Raw genomic sequence first — 21,477 nt, forward strand, 5'->3', positions numbered from 1 at the left:
AGAACGTCCTCAGAAACGTACTCGTTTCTGATGTACGGACGAGAGATTCGATATCGTCAACGCCTGTAGAGACTGCGCTCTCTTTGACTCGTGTTGCGATGAGTGCAAAGTTCGTCGTCGAAACAGGAACCCGGGATCAAGCCTCGAGAAATGATCACAAGTTTTTCGCGATGAGAGATGAGTCGAACACAAACGATAAGAAAAATTATAAATAGAGTACATGATCTGTTTCTGGTTATTCATACTTGGGAATCAATTCTTGCGATTATTTAAGTAGTCCATGGATATAAATACGGTCGTCAAGAGAAAATGAATGGAGTCATCAAACGATGTCTATGGATGCTGTCGTCTACAAAGGCGAACGCGAGGTTGCAGTCGAAGAAGTTGATGAGCCAGCAATTGAACACCCAAATGATGTAGTCATCGACATCACGACCACCTGTATTTGTGGGTCCGATCTCCATATGTACGAGGGACGGACGGCTGCAGAACCAGGAATCGTGTTTGGACATGAAAATATGGGTATCGTGACGGAGGTCGGGGATGCAGTCAGTAGCCTTGAAAAGGGAGACCGTGTCGTCGCCCCGTTTAATGTCGCTTGCGGATTCTGTGAGAACTGTGAGAACGGGTACACCGGGTTCTGTACGAACGTCAATCCCGGCTTCGCAGGTGGTGCATATGGGTACGTCGCAATGGGGCCATACCAAGGCGGTCAAGCCGAAAAGCTCCGTATTCCATATGCGGATTTCAACGCACTCAAACTGCCAGAGGGGAGAGAACACGAAGATTCGTTTGCCTTACTGGCAGACATCTTCCCGACTGGCTGGCACGGCACGGAACTCGCTAACCTTGAGGCAGGTGACTCTGTGGCGGTATACGGCGCAGGTCCTGTTGGATTGATGGCGGCATACAGCGCGAAGCTGAAGGGTGCTTCTGAGATTTACGTGGTGGACCGCGTCCCAAGCCGCCTTGAACTCGCAGAGGAGCATTGCGATGCGATCCCAATCAACTTTGAGGAGGGCAATCCTGTCGAACAAATCAAGGATCTCCACGGCGGTGGTGTGGACAAAGGCGTTGACGCCGTCGGTTATCAAGCGATTGACCCAGATAAGGAAGGTGATGGTGCATATGACCCAGCCCGTGAAAACCCGGCTGTCGTCATTAACAACCTTATCCGGACTGTCCGTCCAACCGGTGAACTCGGGATTCCTGGTCTCTACGTGCCCGATGACCCTGGTGCCCCCGACGAAATGGCTGCACAGGGTCGCCTCGGCATCGACTTCGGCCTCCTCTTCGAGAAAGGTCAAGCTCTCGGTACCGGTCAGTGTAACGTCAAGCAGTATAATCGTGAACTCCGTGACATGATCATTTCAGGTCGAGCCGATCCTAGTTGGGTTGTCTCGCACCGTGTCGACCTAGAGGACGCGCCGGAGATGTACGAGAAGTTCGACAACCGGGAAGAAGGCGTTACGAAGGTTCTTCTGGAACCCTAATTCCAGCTAATTCGTCATCTACCCAGATTTTTGCCGATACTCCTATACTACTAGACCGAATACGAGTGTACATGTGTCAATACTGCAGCTTCCGATACCACGATGGCTGGACTCAGTTGTTGGAGTACGATGATGTCTACCAGACTGTTAGTAGTGCAGAATCGCAAGCAACCTATGGGTTCCATGATTCGTGGGACGAACTCCGCGAGGAGGTTGGCTTCAGCGCTACCTAATCTGATTACTTGAGATTGCGAGGAAAGGGATCATCAACATTCTCCGCAGCTTGTTCTTCAGCCGTCGCCAAACAGTCGTCAAGTTCTGCAGTCAAGTCAGATTCATTGAGATCACGCCCAATGAATACTAGTCTGGTCATCGGGTCATCGTCTCCCCACTGGCCAATAGGACCGGCCTGTACTTCCGGACCTGCCTGACTTACCCCAAGAACCGTTTTCGGGCGATTCGATACCCACGCGAATCCTTTCGCACGAACGATGTTGCCGCGCCATTCGTCAAGCCACATGTTGAATCGGGTTGGATGGAACGGCCGTTCCCGATGATAGACAAAAGATTCTACCCCGTGGGCAGTCGCTGCAGAAACCGCTTCACCACTATCTTCGTGGCTGTGGTCATGGTTTCCGTTTCCAGCTTCGTCTGTCTCGTTGGCGAGGGCTTGTTTCCAGCCTTGCTGCCGTTTCGCTTCACCAAAGTTGAATAGCCCCGTGTCAAGCACATCATTCGGGTTGATTTGACTGTATCTCGTCCGGTGAATTTCCGCGCGTGGTTGAAGCTCTTCAATTGCCGCCTCAACCGAATCCAGCGCTTCTTCAGGGACCATATCACATTTGTTCAGTAATAGCACGTCGCAAAACTCGATTTGGTCGACTAACACTTCGGTCAAAGGGCGCTCTGGATCGGGTGCAGCATCCGGAAGCGATTCTTCGGGATCGAATGCCTTCCAGAATCCATAGGCATCAATGACGGAAACAGTCGTATCTAGATAGAAGCGGTCAGAAAGGCTCTTTTCCTCCGTACCGACTGTCAGTGACCGAGCGATGGGAATTGGTTCGCTGATTCCCGAAGCTTCAACAACTAGGTAATCAAACGATCGTTGATCAGCTATACGGGTGACCTCCGTCACTAGATCATCTTGGAGGCGACAGCAAATGCACCCATTCGAGAGGTCGATCACTCCCTTTTCTGCCTCGTCTTCGACCAACTCTGCATCGATGTTCACTTCGCCCATATCGTTGACAATGACGGCTATCTGCCTCTCACCTGGGTTTTTCAGTAGTTGGTTGACTAACGTTGTTTTACCTGCTCCCAGTGGACCACAGATAACTGTTATCGGAATGTCTTCTACTGATTCGTGCATGTCATATTGAAACTCATGACGGTTCGTATTTAAACCTCGGCTGAAGCCTCTAAATATATTTTGATTGACTAATGTTGGGATCGTCTTCTTAAACCGATTTCTCAACCCATTTGATTTTTATCATCATGAACATGGCAATCTCAATACTCGTTCGTCGGTCAACGGGATTTGGTTCACAGAATTGCGAGGCAGATTCCCCAAGGCTTGATTTCGGGGAAGAAGCCGACACTACACTCCACAAACTGCTGCAATAGCAAGGCTGACTCCCTATACATAAGTAACCACAATCAAATGTGTGAAACACGGTGGAATACCGTCGTACGTAAAGACGGTCCGACCTGTGTTTGAGGCGGTGCGATAGTGTTCTCTATTGAAAATAGACACCAAAGAAGTTTATTGTTTGATAAGAGAATCATTTCTCTGAGAAATCAACCGGGCAAATCTTGGGCAGATGTTTGGCTATATGCACATGTTGTACACAGCATGTTACCATGCAAGAGGTCCAGCAGAGTCGACTCTGTACTCCAGTTGAGAAGCAAAAACCAAACCACGAGAGTGATCAATGTCCTGAGTGTTCAGCCGATTCAATCGTTCAAAGCAACCGGGGCGACGAACGTATCTGCAAAGCATGTGGGCTCGTCATCGTGACTCAGAACATTGATTACGGGCCCGAATGGCGGGTGTTCGACCAACAAGATCAGAAAAATAAGTCACGTGTCGGCGCACCTCTGACGCAGACAATGCACGACAAAGGGCTAACGACACAAATCGACTGGCAAAATAAAGACGGGCATGGCAACCCGCTCTCGAGTACGAAACGGACTCAAATGAATCGGCTTCGGAACTGGCAAGCCAGAATTCGAACCAGGAATGCCAAAGAGCGGAATCTTCAGTTTGCCTTTTCTGAGATCGATCGTATGGCATCTGGCTTGGGAGTTCCAGACCTACCACGCGAAGCCGCCTGTGTAGTTTATCGAAAAGCGCACACAGCGGATTTGGTTCGGGGGTGGGCAACAGAAGCGATCGCTTCAAGCTGCCTCTATATCGCTTGTCGTCAAGACGAGATTCCACGGAGTCTTGATGAGATAGCTGAGGTTGCGCGTGTGTCTTATGAACGGGTCGCTCGTGGCCATCTCCATCTCTCGAAAGAGCTCAATCTCAAAATGACTCCTGTTGACCCAACGCGGTACGTCCCTCGGTTCGTTTCAGAACTAAATGCAAGTGAGGAAGTACGAGAACAAGCGTGTGAAATAATCAAAATTGCCGCCAAAGAAAGCCATCAATCGGGAAAGTCGCCAACCGGCATCGCTGCTGGAGCTTTGTATGTGGCTGGAGTGCTTTGTAACGAGAAACGGACACAGGATGATATCGCACAGGTGACGCAGGTCACAAAACGCACAATTCGGGACAGATACAGAGAACAGATTCAGGCACTGAAAGCACATGGGGTAGGCCCCATTCGCCGAGCTCGGTTGCGTGAATTTGACTACTGAAGATTTGCGATTTAAAAGCTACAAAAAGGGGCAAGTAATAGATTTTCCCAGACATGTGTTGAGATACGGTCGATAGAAGTGTTTTTCCTACGTTGGGCGAGACCTAGCAATACGATAAACACCGGGTATGACCAGAAACCAATCGCTTATTGAGCAGGTTGAGGCAGTACACGGAGAGTATCCACAGGCATACAACTTTCTTTGTATATTTGGCGACGAGGTACAATCTGCGCTCGATAGCTGCTCCCGAACGTACCCAACAAGCAAACAGCTGTATACCCTACTCGATGACCCGGAGATACCGTCGAACATGTTTGCACGAATACTGGGGTGTTTAGTTGAACTCGATGTTATTGGCATTTATACAGTTCGGTCCGGTGCAAACCGCTATCACCTTCGAGAATACGACTCTCAGCATCTCAGACAGATCCGGTCGGTTCTTGAATAGAAAGATTGAATCACTATCATAGGAACATATTGTTTTAGAATTTCGTCGAGGGTTAGCATTGTTATGTCCGCCAGAGAGTTTTTCTGCCCCCGAAGGGTGCGGGGCATTCCAAACTGGAGTGCTCGCGAGACAACTCATGGCGACGAGTGACTACGCAGTGGTGTCGTTCGACGACTCCGACACCCGACGTGACGAGATGCATAGTACCATCGAACAGTGGATCGACGACCTTGTCGACTCTGTCGACGACGCACAAACAAGCGCAGAGTTCCAGGAGTGGCTTGACGTTCAACGTCAGTTCCACGACTACTCCTACCGGAACACGCTGCTCATCAAACAGCAGTGTCCCGAGGCCAGTCGCGTCGCTGGCTATCGAACCTGGCAAGAGGAGTTCGACCGCCACGTCGAGGAAGATGAACAAGGCATCTGGATCTGGGCACCCATCATCACGAAGCGGTGTCCCAAGTGTGAGAACTCGCCGAGCTACCACGCCAACACCGGCTGTGAGTACGACGCGACGCCACCTGAGGAGTGGTCGAGAGGACTCGTCGGGTTCAGACCTGCTCCTGTCTTCGATATCTCGCAGACTGACGGCGAGCCACTCTCCGACCTCGAGACAGCCGCGACGGGTGACGCTGGCAATCTCGTGTCCCAGCTGACTGACGCGGCTTCAGAGCTTGGTGTGACGGTGCGAATCGTCCCCGAAGACGAGTGGTCCCACGGGAGTGCACGGGTATCTGCCAGCGATTGAGCCTCATCGACGTTCAGCCACTTGTTGAGGTCAAGGACCGGGTGAATGAGGCCGACCTTGTACGGACGTTGGTTCACGAGTACGCGCACGCGCTGTTGCATTTCGACGTCGATGATGACACCGAGCGGGCGAAACGCGAGGTCGAAGCCGAAGCGGTGGCGTACATCGTCGGGCGGTTCTGTGGACTCGATACGAGTGGGTCGGCGTTCTACCTTGCCACGTGGGAATCCGACGATCCAGACGTGATTCGTGAGCGACTCGGACGGATCAGTCGAACGGCGACAGAGATTATCGCCCTGCTTGAAGACTGAATCGACGCTGAACCAGAGCTCACTTAACCAACGCAGCTTTGCTGTTGGCGTCTGTGTTGGTTAACACGATAGTGACCTATGTCCAATTCTCCACCAACGCCGCCTCAGAACGTACCAAGCGGTATCACTGAGAAACTCACCGACCAGTCTCCCAACGTGCTGCGAGACATCGCTCGATATGCTGATGAACTCGCCGAGCATCGCGAGCGTGAGGCGCAACTTGCAGAACAGGACGAGCAGGATGAGGACGTCGAAGCGGAAGCAGACGATCTCCCCGATGATGTCCCTGACAAAGCAACCATTACGGTGAAAGAGATCAACGACCATCGCTACTACTACTGGCAGTGGAGGGAGGGTGAGACGATCAAGTCGAAGTACAAAGCGCCGGTTGACTCAGACGAGTAGTCCTCGATCTCGGGTGGATATTCTGGGTCGAGCTCCCCTCGGACAGCAATGTCTGACGAGCGTCAGACCCCCACTGTTTCCACTAATACGCTTACATAACGAGAGTGTACGATCGGAACCACCCACTCTCCCCCCATCGTTTCCAGTAAAACTCGTTTCGAGACCAGTTCGATCCTCACCCAGACTAATTTCACAACGAACTAGCCCCCACACAAACCCTAATCTAGCTATCCTACGGAGTAACTCACAGACAGTGATTATAAACTTTTCTCTTGTTTAGTGTTGTGTTTTGAGTAGACGGGTCTCTTTCACGGCGCTTTACTGGAAATGGTGGGGAGGGTGTGTTGCCGCGTTCTTAACCATCGAACCTCACCGAAGTCTACCGATTCTGTCTTTTGCGGCGCTTTACTGGAAATGGTGGGGTCTACCTCGTTTATAAAGAGAGCTTTACTGGAAATACTGGAACCCGTTGGTTCACCCGCTTCTGCCAGCAGGAGATCACGTGACCCGAGCTTTACTGGAAATAGTGGGGTGTCTCCCTCCACCGTGTGCTGATTCTTTTACTGGAAATGGTGGGGTGGGGCTCTCCTCGTGAACCAAATTCTTCATATATGTCTACTCATTACATTCTACGAGACTTTCTCGCTCTATACTGGAAACAACGGGGTCACATTTTCATAGTGGAAATATTGCCTAGGGGTGGTTTTACTGGAAATAGCGGAAACGGTGGTCGGTAGAATTATTATTCTAGCACGACTCAGTCGGGCATAACATGACTCCTCGGTTCCAGCCGGACGATACACTGTACAAACGGCGCAATACACTCAAGGTTGAGTATGTGCCGGACGATATCGTCGGCCGAGATAACGAAATCGAGGAGTATGAAGCGGCTTTGCAGCCAATTATCAACGGCGAGTACCCTGACAATATCTTCATTTACGGGAAGACTGGTGTGGGGAAGACCGCTGTAACGAACTTCTTGCTTAACGAACTGCAAGAATCAGCAGAGCACTTCGACGTCGATCTGTCTGTAATCACGCTCAACTGTGATGGTCTCAGTACCAGCTACCAAGCCGCGATTAGCCTCGTGAACAGTCTTCGAGCACCAGACCACCATATCGCCGAGACCGGTCATCCTCAATCCAAAGTCTATCGTCTTCTCTGGGACGAACTCAACAAACTCTCTGGGACCGTCATCATCGTCCTTGACGAGATTGACCACATCAAGGACGATACCTTCCTCTACCAGATTACCCGCGCTGACAACAACGGGTATATCGACAATATCCAACTCGGGCTCATCGGCATTAGTAACGACTCGACATTCCGAGAACAGCTTGATGCGAAGGTTCAATCGTCTCTTTGTGAAACTGAGATCTCGTTTCCCCCGTATGGTACAGAGGAACTGCAAAAGGTTCTCGAACAGCGGGCCGATATTGCGTTCCATCAGAGTGCGCTCGAAGATGGTGTGATTCCGTTGTGTGCTGCCCTCGGTCGCCAAGACGGTGGTGATGCTCGACGCGCTATCACCCTTCTTCGGAAAGCTGGTGACCTTGCTCGCACCGAAAACGCGGAATCAGTCTCGACTGACCATGTCGAACGTGCCCAGGAAAAACTCGAAGCCCAACAGAGCATGGACATCATGCGTGATCTCACCGAACATGAGCAACTCACGCTCTATGCATTGACCACACTCGCGGCTGAGGGAACCACTCCTGCTCGCTCCCGGCTAGTCTATCGTCGCTACAAGGAACTCTGTGAGTTCCAAGACCGAGATCCCCGTACGGCTCGCCGCATGCGCAGCTTCCTCTCCGACTTCGAAATTCTCAACCTGACGATTTCGTATATGGAGCACAGAGGTCAGGATGGCGGGACGTATCGTGAACATGAGCTGACCCGCGATATCGCAACCGTCGTCGACGCACTTCAGACATTCATTAGCGAATTCGGTGCACATCGGAGTATTATTGAGTATCTCCCCGACTCTGGTGAAGAGTTTGCGGCGCTATAGGATGATGGAGCGAAAGAACAGCGGAAACGGTGGTATCTCTCTGGGGCTGGTGACTAGCTGATCACTCCTCTTCTTTCTGATCAAGCGAGTAGCCCATATTCACCAGTTCATCGAGGACGTCGTCGGGATTTCGAAGTGCGGCGCGATACACCGCCTCTCGAACGTCGAATTTTGGAACACCACGCCCAAGCGCTGACTCAAGTTCTGTAATCAGTTTCCGCTCTTCGTCGACGACGTCGTCGACGAACTATCGACTTCGGTTCTGTAACTTCGCGCTGTCGACGCTGATCTACAATCTATGGCGGTTAACGGATTACCTGACCAAGGTCGCGCTCGACGAACCGATTCGGTCGCCGCCAGTGATTACGGCGAGTTCGTCGTGTGGGTTTACGTACGAATCGAATCGGCGGTCGAAACATCAGTTCGTGTGCTAGAAGTGCGAATACGAACTGAACGCAGATTACAACGCGAGCAAGAACATTGCTCGGTAACTGCTCAAGAAACTCCACTCGGGGCAGACGTCTTCGGGTGGAGGCGCACCCTGTCGGTGTGCGCTAACATAAGAGACGCTGAACCTGAATGGTGATTTCCACGCCTCCTCCATGACGGAGGCAGAAGAAGAGTCCACTGACAAGCCCACGAGTTCACTCGTGGGTTATTGACACCATCTTCGTCCTCTGCATATCAGCCTGTCCTGCCCGTCCAGGTCTCTCCTCCGACCACGTCAATTGGCCCCTTGGAAAGCTTCGGAAACAGTGGAGGGTGTATCTGGGGCGAGAACTGCAATCTCCAATGCAATCCTATTCCTGTGTATTCAGTAGCTACGAACGATCAAACCCACGTTTGCTCCGGAAATGGTGGAGGGGGACTCTCCTCGACAGATTCATTCGAAGTCTCTCGTTAATCGGTATTCTCACTGAGTGAGCTTTTTGCATTTAACGTGGACTCTTTTCCTATATGTTCTCTATTAGGTTATTCTATAGGAACTCGTCGATTCGTGCGTCGAGGACATCCAGTCCGAACAGCACCGATACCTCTCCGGGGCCGTTCTTACGATTCTTGAAGGCGATGTAGGGGACGTCGTCGTCGGCAACGTCACGATTGAACTGCGAGACGTGGAGCGCTGCGACCTCGCTTGCGCGGAGTCCCCACCCAGCGAGTGCGACCACCAACAGCTGCTCTCGCGGCGTCGTTGTGACCTGCATCAACTTCCGAATGTGGGCTGCAGAGAGTGCTGGCGTCGACGACTCGTCGAGTTCCCACTTGAACTCGTCGTAGAGACCACTTGCCGGATTCATCGCGGCGACGCGTCGTCCGACCAGATGTTGATACCAGGCGTCGACGATGCGCCGCACCCGCTGGAGGGTCTGGGCGCTGTAGGAACGGTCTGCGTCTTCGTTCAACCAGTCGAACGCTGCATAGCACGCGTCAACGGCTTCGTAGGCCGGAGCATCCCCGTCACGTTGAATCGGCGTGAGGAGGTCGTCTGTATCGTTTGCCTCTCGATAGGCACGGACGTACAGGTTCAGCCGTGTTCGGAGAGTCTCGACGGACGACGTCGCGAGACCGTACCGCGATTGCCGGCGGTCGAGAAACCGTTCGAGAGCGTCGTCCCCACTTTGGTAGCGCTGGTCACAGACAGTACATTTCGTATGTCTACAGCAGTCGAATGGAGCCAAGTCCATGGAGAGTGAGACAGTACATTTCGTATGTTCAACCCCGACTGCCGCCTCTCTCACAGAGAAAGAGAGTACATTTCGTATGTCCACAGCGAGCGAATAGAGCCAAGTCTGCGCACACAGAGAGAGTACATTTCGTATGTCCACTCACAATAGACACGCCGAGAACCCCAAAGACAGCATGTTAGCAAAGTTGAGTCGAACATACGAATCTAACGAACCATGGTTTTAAGTATTACCCAAGGAGTGTGTGTACCAATTGCATGTCTACGGACCCGTTCGAGGATATGGAGGACAATATTCTTCTCAACCAGCACGTTCTCACCGAGGATTACCAACCCGAGGTGATTCTTGAGCGGGACGAAGAAATCGACGACTACCGCTTCTCGCTTCGTCATGTGTTGAACGGCCGACAACCCGAGAACATCATGCTCTACGGGAAAGCCGGCCTTGGGAAGACGGCAGTCACGAAGTACATGATGGACGCGCTCCAGGCGAAGGTCACAGAAAACGACGACATCGACGACCTCCACGTCCATCAAAAGAACTGCAACGGGCAGTCGTTGTTCATGGTTGTTCGGAGCCTCGTCAACGATCTTCTCCCCGACCATGCAAGTTCGTTCCCAAAACGTGGATTGGGAACGGGCGATGCATTCGAGGAACTCTACACGCAGCTTGATCGTATTGGCGGCACTCACTATCTCATCTTCGACGAAATAGACCACCTCGATAAGGTCAACACCCTACTCTATGAGCTGCCCCGCGCCCGGTCAAATAACCGAATTACCAACTGCCGTATCGGAATCATCGGTATCTCAAACAAGTACACGTTCAGAAAATCGTTGTCGGCGAAGGTCAAGGACACGTTGATGGAGACCGAGATCTCTTTCTCACCGTACGACGCTCACGAACTCAGGACCATTCTTCGTGACCGGGCTGACCGAGCGTTCGTCGATGGCGGGTGTGGCGATTCGGCGATCAGAATGGCCGCTGCCGTATCAGCCTCGGATATGGGGAACGCCCGCCAAGCGATTGACCTCTTGCGGATGGGGGCGGAGGTCGCCGAACGCAATGGTGACTCGTGCATCACTGATGATCATATTGACGAAGCGCGTGACCTCGTCCAACGCGGCCGACTCAAGAATCGCATTCGCGACCAAACTCAACACGCCCAACTCATTCTCGAAGCGATCGCCCGACTCCAAACCCATGGGAAAGCCCCCGTTCGCTCGAAAGTCATCAAGCGACAGTACGAGTCAGTGGCCAACTCGTGGAACCACGACCCGTTGACGACGCTGAAGAGTATTCAAGATCACCTGTCTGAGCTTCACATGCTCGGGTTTCTCTCCCGTCGCGACAACAATCAGGGCGTGAGCGGTGGCCAGTACTACGAGTACGAACTCGACATGGAACCTGAGATAATCATCAACACGCGCACGGAAGTCGAGGCGACCGAAGAGTAGCCGGAGAGTGGCTCTATCGTCGCTTGAACATACGAAATGTACTCTCTTACTGCTGGCACCGATGGACCTCAATCTCGGAGTTGAACATACGAAATGTACTCTCTGTCCTGACGACGTCGACAACAAATGCAGCGTTGCTCACACAGCGATGGTCCACCGTCGCAACCCACTCTGTCAACTCATGCACCGCCCCCATCATCACTATTGCTTTGCGGAACATCTTAGTCGCTAGTCTCACCTTCGAAATACCCGATTTCGTAGGCTGGAACTGGTGATCTCTCAATGGCGAATTCAGAACAGCACCCCTCACACCCAGTGTTTGCAGCAGTGTACGATCGAATCAACAAGGGAGCCGAAGAGAATCTCGTCAAAGAACACCGTGAGTATCTCGCTGCGGACCTCCACGGGATGGTGCTCGATCTCGGTGCCGGCACCGGTGCGATGTTCCCGTATTTCAAATCAGCAATCAAATCCAATCCATCGCTCGATCTGCACGCAATTGAACCTGATCCGCACATGCGGAAGCGTGCAGTACAGAAGGCGCGCGAGTTCGACCTCGATATCGAGATTCAACCGAATGGAGCACAGACACTTCCCTATGCCGATGCGTCGTTCGACGTCGTCATCGCCTCACTCGTGTTCTGTACGATTCCAAAGACGCAGACGGCACTCGACGAGGTGGCCCGTATCCTCAAACCGAGTGGTGAGTTCCGATTCCTCGAACACGTCCACGCCGATGGTGTGGTTGGTCGGGTGCAGGATATCGTAAACCCTGTTTGGCGTCGCACGATCGCTGGCTGTAATCTCAACCGAAAGACTGTGGCGACGTTCAGATCAGATGACCGCTTCAAGGTGTCAGAACTAGACGAGATCGCGTTCGGAATTCCGCCAGTGAAACCCTTCATGCGCGGCACGCTCACTCGAAAGGAGGACGCAGTTGACTCTGACGCACACACTTATTGTCAGCGGCGATGAACGGATTCATTCCGTGAGAATTCCTCTATAAAAAGTGGGTATATCAGGCAACACTGATTTGATAGAGACTAACAATCAATCAATGGGGTTGACCAGAGATGGCTGAGAAGTCACCGCAACAGAGGGAATTGAGGGACCGATATGAACAGTGTCCGCATTGTGGTAATCGAATTCCCGAAGAGTTCCTCCGAAATGGAAACTGCCCTGCCTGTCGAAGTTGAAACAAGCGGTTCCAAACCATGGTGTGGCAGTAAGCTAGTTGCGAGTCGGTGACCCAACCATCTGTTATTCTTTACATCATTTGGGGTCCCCGAGCGGAGCGTCCCATAAATTGTTCCCACGCAGTAGTGGAGAAAACTTATCTCATTCCTCCCATGAGTCCTCTCTATGCCTCGCTCACGACGCGCCCTCCTCAAAGCGGCTGGGCTAACACTTGCGGGTTGAAACACTCACCGCGAGTGCCGGCTGTCTCAGCAACGCATCGACCAGTAGTGATACGACGCAAACTGAGACGCCCACTCCGAAACCGTCGACGCAGGGTCCCCACTCGACTGGAAGCACGGCGACTGATTTCAGACAGTGGTTACCCGACCCGGCGACGACCACGCTGCGCGATGGTTACGGGTTCCAGTATTTCGATGTGGCAGCCATTCGTGCCAACCGAGATGCGTTCCACGACAGCGCCTACAGGCGACTCGAATCGGAGATGCTGAGTCCTGTCCCCGAAGGGCTTGTCGATGTCGCCGATGTGGATGCGACGTTGCGCATCGATTTTACCATGGATTTGGCCCTTGGCTCGTTCGACCCCGACGCGGTTGGTGAAAAGATTACCAGTGAGCGTCGGTCCCAGCAAACGGCATCAACAGCGACGACGCCTACACTGGAGCCGACACCTGAACCGGAGTTAACTCACTATCGCGGCTTCGATCTCTATGGCACGTTCATGCTGTTTGGCGTGTTTAAGTCCGTCTCGCTCGTGTCGATGATGCAGACGAGCGACATGGTCGAGACGGTGTTCTCCGGACTCGTCGGCGCAATCATCACGAGTACGACGCTCGTCGTCTCCATCAACCAACTCGTTCTCTCGCAGGAGATCGGGTCGCTCGGGACACAACGAGCGCGGATGGACACGACGATGGACTTCTATCAGAATACCGATGAACTGTTCGGCACTACCACGCCCTCCGAACCGGCGACGTTCATCAGAAAGCTCCTTCGCGTGAGCCAAGAGCGAGCGACCGCCCTGCGGAAGGCGGTCGGCGACAACGACGAGGAGCGACTCCGCGCCGAGATAGACCGGTACGTCAGTGACCTCCACGGTAACGCAGAGACGGCGCACGAGGAGTTAGACAATGCCGACTTTGGGACGTTTACCGTCGTCTCGCCGGCGCTTGACTTCAATTACGCCCAGAAGATACATGACATCCGACGACTCGGCGAGGTGTACGAAGATGTCCTCAGTACGGATGAGCGGACAGCGTTCAGAGAGATGCTCGAAGCGGTGACAATGTTCGGCCCCGTCCGCGAGTACGTCAAGGTCCTGTACATTCAGTGGGCACTGGTCAAACTTTCGCGAGCCATCCTCTACGCGTCGGTTCCGGCGCTCATCATCGCCGGTGGTATGGTCGTCTTCGTAGACCCGACGACGTTCCCTGGGACGTTATTCGGCCTCGAGACGATGCTCTGGGTCGTCAGCACTGCGTTCGCCATCTCGGTCACGCCCTTCTTGATGTTCACGTCCTACGTGCTCCGACTGGCGACGCTCGCCAAACAGACGCTGACTGTCGGTCCGCTTATCCTCTCGTAGCGGACACCATCATCTACCATGGTGGCGTTTTCGTTTTTTTTCCTCTAAGAAACAAGTGGCGAGTTACGGGTACGTCGTCCCGGTAACGGTGACGTTGTACGTCCCGACGACGGTTCCGTTGACGGTATTCACGGCCACGAGTTTCGACGACTGACGCGTCGGGATAGGGAGCGAGGCGTTCGTCTGTCCGCTGTCGACGGTGGTCGTGTAGAACGACTTTCCGTCTTTGGTTATCACGTTCAACCGGGTGACCCCCTGACTCGTCGTCGCCGACGACGTGAGCGTCACCGACGCTTGCACCGAGGAGGTGCCCCACTCGCTCTTCGTGCTCACCGACTCGAACACGGACGAGTCGTCTTCCTCCGCGACGACGTCCGGTTGTACGGTGATACAGCCGCTACAGGCGACGAGGAGGAGTCCGACGAGAATGGCTCGATGTAGTCGGGATGTAGAGTCCATCAGGTACACTCCACTGCTCTGCGAGGCCATAAGGATGCACTGGCAGCGGCAGCATACTCAACACGACGTAGAGGGGACAGAACCCGGCCTAGATGGCCTCAAACAACGCGATAAAGTGTTCATCGTGTGTTGGTTATCGAGAAATGAATAGACCGACACGAACGCAGACCAGAACGCGAGGACGGACGACGGGGCGTTCCTCTCGTCGCTCTCTGCTGCCCTCGACGTCGAAAGCAATGTGTTCCGATGAGTGACGAGTCAACTGCGAGTATCCAGACACGAGAGGAGAACCCGAACGTCGACGCGTCGGACGTCGACGAAATCAGCACGTCGAACACGATGCGTGAGCGTGCCGGCGAAACGCGGGTCAAGACATGGGTCGTCCTCGACGGGAGTCGACTGCTCGTCACCGGGATGATGGCGCTTCTCATCTTCGGCGTATTCGTCTTCGGCGGGACGTTCTTCTATCAGCACTACCTGACCGACGCACTGACCGCCGACACGGTCGAAACCGTGTTCTCAACGATGATTGCGGCCATCATCACCGGGGTTACACTCGTGTTGACCATCTCGCAAATCGTCATCTCACAGGAGAACGGACCGCTCGGCGACCAGCACGAACGGATGAGTAGTACGATGGACTTCCGCGAGTACACGAAAGAACTCACTGGGTCGCCAGTTCCGGCAGACCCCTCGAAGTTTCTCCGTGCGCTTATCTTGGAGAGCAAAGACTACGCGACGAATCTCCGCGACTCGGTCGCCGACAACGACAACGAGACGTTCCGCGGCGAAGTCGCCGAGTTCACGGACAGTCTCGTCGAGAACGCCGACGCCGCGGCGGACCGACTCAAGGGACGCAAGTTCGGGTCGTATACCGTCGTTGCCGCGGGGCTCGACTACAACTACAGCTGGAAAATCTTCCAAGTCGAACGGATCGTCGACGAGTACGCCGACGATATCTCCGACGAGACGCTCACTGTCTTCAACGACCTGAAGACGATACTCTCGATATTCGGCCCTGCCCGCCAGCACATCAAGACGCTGTACTTCGAGTGGGAACTCATAAGCCTCTCGCAGAATATTCTCTACCTCTCGGTGCCGGCGCTCATCGTTGCCGGATTCATCACCACCTATTTCGGTGGGAGTGCAATAACCGGCGAGTCGCTCGGCGTCCCGAACCTTATCTGGATGACCGCAAGCGGGTTCGCCGTGACGTCACTGCCCTTCCTCCTGCTCATCTCCTACATCGCGCGCCTCGCGACTATCGCGAAACGGACGCTTGCAGTCGGTCCCTTCATCCTTCGCGACTCACAGCGTTGAACGGAGGGTTACTCAACCGCGGACACGCACGTCAGTTCACTCGTGGTTCCACGGTCCCATGTCGGGGTTATCTTCGATGTGATGTATGTATTTAGCCCGAGCTGATTTCGCCACCATCTCGTAGGAGGCGCACAAGTCGGGCTGTATGGATTGGCAGCAGAGTTTCGTGGTGATCCTCAGGGATGGGCTCCGCCGCGGAGCCCATCCCGTCGCCTCTGCTGTCCGCACTGGGGGTGAGATCTGTGACTGAAGATGATCTCACCAAGCAAGAGCTGCTCTCACGTTTTTTGCAACTTGAACAACGAGTCGAAGAGATTGAACAAGAGAATACACAACTCCGAGAGCAGTTGCAAGAGAAGGATGAGCGGATTGATGAACTCGAAACACGCCTTCGCAAATACGAGAATCCGCATACTCCGCCCAGTAAGCGACGGTCGGGGACTGACGAGTCCCCGACCTCGCAGGACGACGAAGACGACGATGTCCGAACTGATGGTGACACTCCCGGCCGGAAGGACGGTCACGACCTAGAGTGGCGTTCTACGCCTGATCCCGACAAAGAAGTCGAGGTCACCTGTGACGGCTGTGTTGAATCACTAGACGGCGTCGGGATGGGTCGCTAAATCAAAGGAGTGGCTCTGTTGAAATCCTGAGTGAGTTACAGGTTCAGTCGGTAGTTTGAGTAGATGCAGACCCTCCCAAAGTCTCGGTTGCTCCGGTTTGTCGAGGAAGCATTTCAGTTAGCGCAACGTGCCGTAGCTCGATACTCTTCGAAGTTCTCGAAGCAACGCTACACGCTCCATCAACACATCGTTCTCCTGTGTCTCAAGATCCCACGTGCTGAAGTCGAACAGAGTGGCCTCGACGTCGGCGAGTTCTATCGTATTGGCGTGCTCACGCACACCGCCGCGTCGTCGCCGAGTGAGTCCTCCGCCGCCCCCTATACGTCGCCAGATGCTCAGCAGGGCCCGCCTGTCGACGAGGGTGAGGTCCGGGAGGTTACAATCGAGACGCTTGGTGAGCAAGGTGATGGTATCGCGAAGGTCGAACACGGCTACGTCGTCATCGTCGACGGTGGCCACCCCGGCGAGGTTGTGGACGTGAAGATTCAGACGGTTCGCGAGAACGTCGCCTTCGCCGAGATCGTCGCCGACGACTCATAGCGCCCTGGTGATGGAGTCGGTCCCCACGTCCACGTGACCCTCCGAGTAGACGAGCCTCTAAGTGCGTAAAAATTCCTGACTGGAGGTTTGAGTTGAGGGGTGATAGAATCACCACGTCCCACCGTGTCGATACGCCGGTTTCATCGTCGTTCTACGTGCCCGGTCACTCGCCAACTCCGGAATCATCGCCACGAATTGGGATGGGTGAGCGCCTCTGACGTGCGGCTTCTCTCACGCATTTGTGTGCGTAGTAGTGGGCCGCATCTGAATTGTAGTGTGACCCCACATATACTATTTTCGGTTCCAAGATCAGTACTACCGGAGGATTTGATTTTTCACCGTTTTTGAAACCGCTAGAATATTGCACGTTGACAACAATTCTGTGTGGTGGTTCGATGTACCTCGCACCGAAGACGCACTGCGTGGGGTCGAGACGAGGAGCCAGCCGTCAGGTGGCGGATGACGGCCGGCGGTGGTGCAGCTGTTCACGACCGACGAGAAAAGCGCCGATCGTGATTCTAGGGCCGGGATATCTAGCGTGCGTCAATGGACGCACAGGTGGGTTGTGACCGCGTCTTCATTATCAACCTGTCCGTTGCTACTCGTCGACAAGGGTTACCTTGTCAGGGTTGCCCGTCGCTGTTGCCTCTGACAGTGGTGATGGCTTGAGGAACTCGGGATGGTGTTCACAGGCTTCGTCAGCCTTTCCGTCTCGAACCTGCACCTAATCACACCTGTTGTGATAAGCCTCGCACGTCTCACCACCCAAAATGCGTGTCAACTACGTCTACTACTCCTATTTTCGAGGGAGTTTTCTCGAGTGCTGCTGCTAGCAACCCCGCGTCCGACCGCGTGGATAGTGGTATGGCGTGTCGTTTCATAGGTGTTTCGACGGGTTATCACACCGCCACGGGTTTGTGCGTATCACAACGGGTGTGATGAGCGGGTGAGGACTGTGGCGACACTCGCGTGTTAGTCCGACGAGTAGGAATGGTACTGCAAGACGCCGTGACGGGCGTTCATTGGGGGCGTGGCCCCGTGTCCGTGGCGATAAGAGTCTCCAAGGACGCTGCCTACCACACACTGAGCGACGTCTGACGCCGACATTCGTCTCATCACACACGGCTGTGATGAGTGTGATATGCGACCCGGCGACGGCAGTGAGCGGTACTCACGGTATAGTCGCGACGACTGTGATGTCCACAACAGTGACGATGTGTTGCGGTTCGTTCGTCGCTACGGTGGATTGCTCGCGGCGTTCAGAGGTTCGTAGGACTCGGCGTGATACGCGACGCGCCACAGTCTGAGCACGGCGCGTGTGACGAGCACTTCGACGGACTGTTTGATACAGGAGTCTTCGACGTCGTCAGGATCTGAGGTCGCATCTGGTGGTGGGTGGTCATGTTCGAGTTCCGGCACGTGAATATAGTCGCCATTGTGCGGATGCTTTCCCCACCGGACGTTCATGCCGTCGGAATCCGTGTAGTGGAATTTGTAGTCACCATGGGTCGTCCACTGCACGTCAAGGCGGGCAGCGTCGGCACTACAGAGGCCATCATCGAGCGTGACGGTGAGTACAGATGGATTGAGATAATCGTCCAGCGTCGGTGTTGCAAGCGGCTCGGTTTGCTCGATCACATCACGAATCGTGAGCAGCGCTGCGCGGTCGATCGCTCCGCGGAGTGCGTGTGGTTCGTCTGTTGTCGTTGTCTCTCCCATCGGTTAGACGGAGACACTCTTGTCCGTCGGTCGCAGGCCGTCGTCGACGAAGCGCTCGGCGTTCGCGATCGAGAGTGCGGCGTTCGCAAACGCAAGATTCCGCCGCGTCGTCTGCCACTCGCGGATTGTTTCAGCATCGATGTCCGGCTGTGTGGACTCAGACTCCGAGAGCGTCTGGTTCGTCTGCTCGACGGTCACCTCCTCGGGTGATTCGACGCCGTACTTTGTCTGGTAGTCCTTGAGTTGCTCACGCATCCCTGCAATGCGTGTGACAAGCTCGTCAGTCGAGACGTGTTCAAGGATGTCTGCGGCCTGCTCGACGACGAGCGACTCAGGCGACCGTCGATAGGTCGTCCCGCCGTGTTCGCCGGTTGCAGTAGTGACGAAGCCTTCAGTAGCAAGTGCATTGAGGTGCTTGCGTGCTGTTTTCGGCGACGTCCGGGCGTCTGTCGCGACGGCGTCAGCCGAGACAGGCGCGTACGTATGGGCGATGACGTGGCGCACTCGCTCATAGGGCGTCGTCTCAGCTTCCCATTCCTCGCCGACAGCGTCGTTGATGTCGCTGAAGTCGTCAGGTGGCGTTCGATTGCTCATAGCTCTGGTGACGGGATGCGGGAGTATAGTACTTTGGCGAGTTCTATACTCCTTTACTTTGCGTATGCGGGGTAACCAACAACTTCGGGCACACTTGCCCACGATACGGGAAGATCCTAATTATCTGTCTTGCCTCAATATGGCGATTCTAGGTCCACAGTGGTCCGAGAGACAGCACAATAGTTATCTTAAGAAGAATATTCGTTCAGATTGAATGTACCGCTACCGCCCTGACGAAATCGACCGCGAACGTGCCCACCATTAAGCGTTGAAACAGGTCACCGAGACGAACCAAGGCGACATCGACGTCAAACGCATTAGCAACCTTGGGGAACTCGCCTTCGAATCGTTCTGCCGTGAATATCTGCCCGTCGAAATGTGGCACTGGGAGAATGACGACGCCATGCGTCTGTGTAACCCCGAGAGCTATTCGGGCCATGACTTCGAGGTCTTCGGCTATACGGTCGACGTGAAGACGTCGCGAGACGTTTCGGCGTTCCTCCCGAAGACGCTCTATGAGAACGATCCCGATGACGACATTATCGTGATGGCGTGGCACCGCGACAACGAAGATGCGCTCATGTTGCTTGGCTGGGTCCGAACGCGAACACTCGAAGGGAAGGTCAGTGCTGAGGAATCCTACGAAGGTGGGAACCTGAGCAAACTCGACCATCTAGCGGTTCGCCCGATGAACGAACTCATCGATCTCGGTCCGAACACTGCCCACATGAACCAGCGGCCCTCGAGTCCGTTCGGACCGGGTGACCGGGTGGTGAAGAGCGGCGACGCTGATGCGTCTGTTGGAGTGGTGATCGACGTGCTGCCACCGGAGCACGAGGCGAGTGTGATGGGCCAGACGATGGACGGCGAGGAAATTCAAGTGACGTTCCCTGCGACGCTTGACGAAGGTCCCGGTGACTGGCGAACGATTCACCCCGCCAAACTTGCTTCCTACTGCCACGACCAACAGATCAAGTGCTACACGTACAAGCACACGAATCTGGAGTTTGCAGAGAACCCATTCGTGAGTGGTGACCGGGTGGTGAAAACCAGCCACGACGACCCGGATGTCGCAATTGTGATTACGGCTGAGGATGGTGTTCAGGTTGTCTACGAGGGGCAGTTCGACGGTGAGGCGGTTCCGGTGGCGGATCTTGAAGAGTACTGTGCGTCACACGAGCTGTCGGTGTATTCGTACTCGGTTGACGAAGTGGCGTTCGCTGATCGAGAGTAGAGCACTGGAAGTGGTGGTGTGTTCAGGGTTGAGTCTGTCTCAACAGTGGGGACACACTCGTGGGTTCTCCAGCTCGTCTGGTGTAAAGACACGGATATACTGTTTTGCAACACTGGATCCACAACTCTGACACGTTGGCATATGTATTCCACTCGATGTCTGTGATATAAATTTACGTGTCATATCCGGTTTACAACTCTCGTTGACGTCTCCCAAATCTTGGCTCGGGTGGTCGTAGGGCGCATCTGCCCACTCGACGTTCGAGTTGCCCACACGAGCGACCATTGCGAGGCATCAGAGCGACGTCCGTCTCGAGGCGTGCTCCACCACCAGTCCTTTTAGATTCCATCTCACCAACGTTCCACTATGACCGAGCAACTGCTTGAGGAGGTTGTCGGCGACGGCGACCACTCATTTGCCGATAATGAGTACATCTGTGACTGGTTCATCGACGTCGGTCGTGAGTACGTCGCCAACGCAGATGATCCGACGACCGAGCAGGTCGCGATCCTCGTTGAACACTTCGAGGGCACGGAGCCTGCTGCTCTCGACGACGAGACACTCGCGTTGCTGTGGACGATGGGGAGTATCTTCCGGTGGATGCTCGATGAGCTCCTGCTGCAGGGCGAGACGACCGACCCCGAGTGGTTGCGCCAGCGATTGCAACTCTGGAGTGGGACCGTAGGAGACGACTCTCCGTAGTGACGGTCACACGCTGCTGTGTCCAGCCGCCATGAACAGCCGTTTGTGGGGGTTCGCAACCGATTCAGATAATCACGC

The 21,477-nt window shown here is 54.3% G+C and carries 15 protein-coding genes and 6 pseudogenes; 15 read left to right on the forward strand and 6 right to left on the reverse strand.

What is annotated here, in order from left to right; genetic code table 11:
• The first annotated feature begins 335 nt into the window (after positions 1 to 335).
• Positions 336 to 1,493 (forward strand): glutathione-independent formaldehyde dehydrogenase, encoded by a 1,158-nt coding sequence (locus BSG17_RS19235; protein WP_089827012.1) that lies wholly within the window; start codon positions 336 to 338, stop codon positions 1,491 to 1,493.
• Between the two features lie 238 nt (positions 1,494 to 1,731).
• Here BSG17_RS19235 and BSG17_RS19240 read toward each other — a convergent pair whose 3' ends face one another.
• Positions 1,732 to 2,865: a CobW family GTP-binding protein gene (locus BSG17_RS19240; protein WP_089827013.1), complete on the reverse strand. Its 1,134-nt coding sequence runs from the start codon at positions 2,863 to 2,865 to the stop codon at positions 1,732 to 1,734.
• A gap of 491 nt (positions 2,866 to 3,356) precedes the next feature.
• On the opposite strand from BSG17_RS19240, the gene BSG17_RS19245 reads away from it, so the two are divergent.
• The 5 genes and pseudogenes from BSG17_RS19245 to BSG17_RS28695 form a co-directional block, all read left to right on the forward strand.
• Positions 3,357 to 4,358 carry a transcription initiation factor IIB gene (locus BSG17_RS19245; protein ID WP_089827015.1) on the forward strand — a complete coding sequence of 334 codons (1,002 nt, stop codon included), beginning with the start codon at positions 3,357 to 3,359 and terminating at the stop codon, positions 4,356 to 4,358.
• A gap of 584 nt (positions 4,359 to 4,942) precedes the next feature.
• Positions 4,943 to 5,868: pseudogene (locus BSG17_RS19255) on the forward strand (DUF955 domain-containing protein).
• A 78-nt stretch (positions 5,869 to 5,946) separates the two neighbouring features.
• Complete coding sequence (locus tag BSG17_RS19260; protein WP_089827019.1) at positions 5,947 to 6,273, forward strand: DUF6788 family protein; 327 nt, start codon at positions 5,947 to 5,949, stop codon at positions 6,271 to 6,273.
• A gap of 772 nt (positions 6,274 to 7,045) precedes the next feature.
• Positions 7,046 to 8,284, forward strand: coding sequence for an orc1/cdc6 family replication initiation protein (locus BSG17_RS19265; RefSeq protein WP_089827021.1), 1,239 nt, complete (start codon positions 7,046 to 7,048; stop codon positions 8,282 to 8,284).
• A 233-nt stretch (positions 8,285 to 8,517) separates the two neighbouring features.
• Positions 8,518 to 8,718, forward strand: a pseudogene (locus BSG17_RS28695) (hypothetical protein); the annotation flags it as partial.
• Between the two features lie 552 nt (positions 8,719 to 9,270).
• Here BSG17_RS28695 and BSG17_RS19275 read toward each other — a convergent pair.
• Positions 9,271 to 9,894 (reverse strand): annotated as a pseudogene (locus BSG17_RS19275) (tyrosine-type recombinase/integrase); the annotation flags it as partial.
• A 332-nt stretch (positions 9,895 to 10,226) separates the two neighbouring features.
• Between BSG17_RS19275 and BSG17_RS19280 the strand changes: the two are divergent.
• The 3 genes from BSG17_RS19280 (at position 10,227) to BSG17_RS19290 (ending at position 14,208) form a co-directional block, all read left to right on the forward strand.
• On the forward strand, positions 10,227 to 11,426 hold the full coding sequence (locus tag BSG17_RS19280) for a Cdc6/Cdc18 family protein (protein ID WP_089827023.1): 1,200 nt from the start codon (positions 10,227 to 10,229) through the stop codon (positions 11,424 to 11,426).
• A 282-nt stretch (positions 11,427 to 11,708) separates the two neighbouring features.
• Positions 11,709 to 12,401 carry a class I SAM-dependent methyltransferase gene (locus BSG17_RS19285; RefSeq protein ID WP_089827024.1) on the forward strand — a complete coding sequence of 231 codons (693 nt, stop codon included), beginning with the start codon at positions 11,709 to 11,711 and terminating at the stop codon, positions 12,399 to 12,401.
• A 640-nt stretch (positions 12,402 to 13,041) separates the two neighbouring features.
• Positions 13,042 to 14,208, forward strand: a complete 1,167-nt coding sequence (locus BSG17_RS19290; RefSeq protein WP_244531612.1) for a DUF7972 family membrane protein — start codon at positions 13,042 to 13,044, stop codon at positions 14,206 to 14,208.
• A 63-nt stretch (positions 14,209 to 14,271) separates the two neighbouring features.
• Here BSG17_RS19290 and BSG17_RS19295 read toward each other — a convergent pair whose 3' ends face one another.
• The gene (locus BSG17_RS19295; RefSeq protein ID WP_089827070.1) at positions 14,272 to 14,667 is read right to left on the reverse strand and encodes a hypothetical protein; all 396 of its coding nucleotides are present in this window, start codon (positions 14,665 to 14,667) and stop codon (positions 14,272 to 14,274) included.
• Between the two features lie 246 nt (positions 14,668 to 14,913).
• Here BSG17_RS19295 and BSG17_RS19300 point away from each other — a divergent pair, with 246 nt between their 5' ends.
• The 4 genes and pseudogenes from BSG17_RS19300 (at position 14,914) to BSG17_RS19310 (ending at position 17,150) form a co-directional block, all read left to right on the forward strand.
• Positions 14,914 to 15,987, forward strand: coding sequence for a DUF7972 family membrane protein (locus tag BSG17_RS19300; RefSeq protein ID WP_089827026.1), 1,074 nt, complete (start codon positions 14,914 to 14,916; stop codon positions 15,985 to 15,987).
• 242 nt (positions 15,988 to 16,229) lie between these two features.
• Positions 16,230 to 16,589 (forward strand): annotated as a pseudogene (locus BSG17_RS19305) (IS66 family transposase); the annotation flags it as partial.
• Between the two features lie 84 nt (positions 16,590 to 16,673).
• Positions 16,674 to 16,853: pseudogene (locus BSG17_RS27970) on the forward strand (IS5/IS1182 family transposase); the annotation flags it as partial.
• A gap of 24 nt (positions 16,854 to 16,877) precedes the next feature.
• Entirely contained in the window at positions 16,878 to 17,150 is a 273-nt protein-coding gene (locus BSG17_RS19310) for a TRAM domain-containing protein (protein WP_394327975.1), read from the forward strand.
• Positions 17,151 to 18,386: 1,236 nt separating this feature from the next.
• Here the strand turns inward: BSG17_RS19310 and BSG17_RS19315 are convergent.
• Positions 18,387 to 18,869: a toxin-antitoxin system TumE family protein gene (locus BSG17_RS19315; protein ID WP_089827031.1), complete on the reverse strand. Its 483-nt coding sequence runs from the start codon at positions 18,867 to 18,869 to the stop codon at positions 18,387 to 18,389.
• 3 nt (positions 18,870 to 18,872) lie between these two features.
• A complete protein-coding gene (locus tag BSG17_RS19320) occupies positions 18,873 to 19,463 on the reverse strand; it encodes a DUF7342 family protein (RefSeq protein WP_089827033.1) in 591 nt (196 codons plus the stop codon).
• Positions 19,464 to 19,731: 268 nt separating this feature from the next.
• Between BSG17_RS19320 and BSG17_RS28700 the strand changes: the two genes are divergently transcribed.
• Complete coding sequence (locus BSG17_RS28700; protein WP_244531613.1) at positions 19,732 to 20,697, forward strand: DUF7961 domain-containing protein; 966 nt, start codon at positions 19,732 to 19,734, stop codon at positions 20,695 to 20,697.
• A 42-nt stretch (positions 20,698 to 20,739) separates the two neighbouring features.
• On the opposite strand, the pseudogene BSG17_RS28960 reads toward BSG17_RS28700, so the two are convergent.
• Positions 20,740 to 20,838: pseudogene (locus BSG17_RS28960) on the reverse strand (DUF7563 family protein); the annotation flags it as partial.
• Between the two features lie 225 nt (positions 20,839 to 21,063).
• Here BSG17_RS28960 and BSG17_RS19335 point away from each other — a divergent pair.
• Positions 21,064 to 21,399 carry a hypothetical protein gene (locus BSG17_RS19335; RefSeq protein WP_089827037.1) on the forward strand — a complete coding sequence of 112 codons (336 nt, stop codon included), beginning with the start codon at positions 21,064 to 21,066 and terminating at the stop codon, positions 21,397 to 21,399.
• Positions 21,400 to 21,477: the final 78 nt, after the last annotated feature.

It is taken from the genome of Halogranum amylolyticum (assembly GCF_900110465.1).
Taxonomy (GTDB): Archaea; Halobacteriota; Halobacteria; order Halobacteriales; family Haloferacaceae; genus Halogranum; species Halogranum amylolyticum.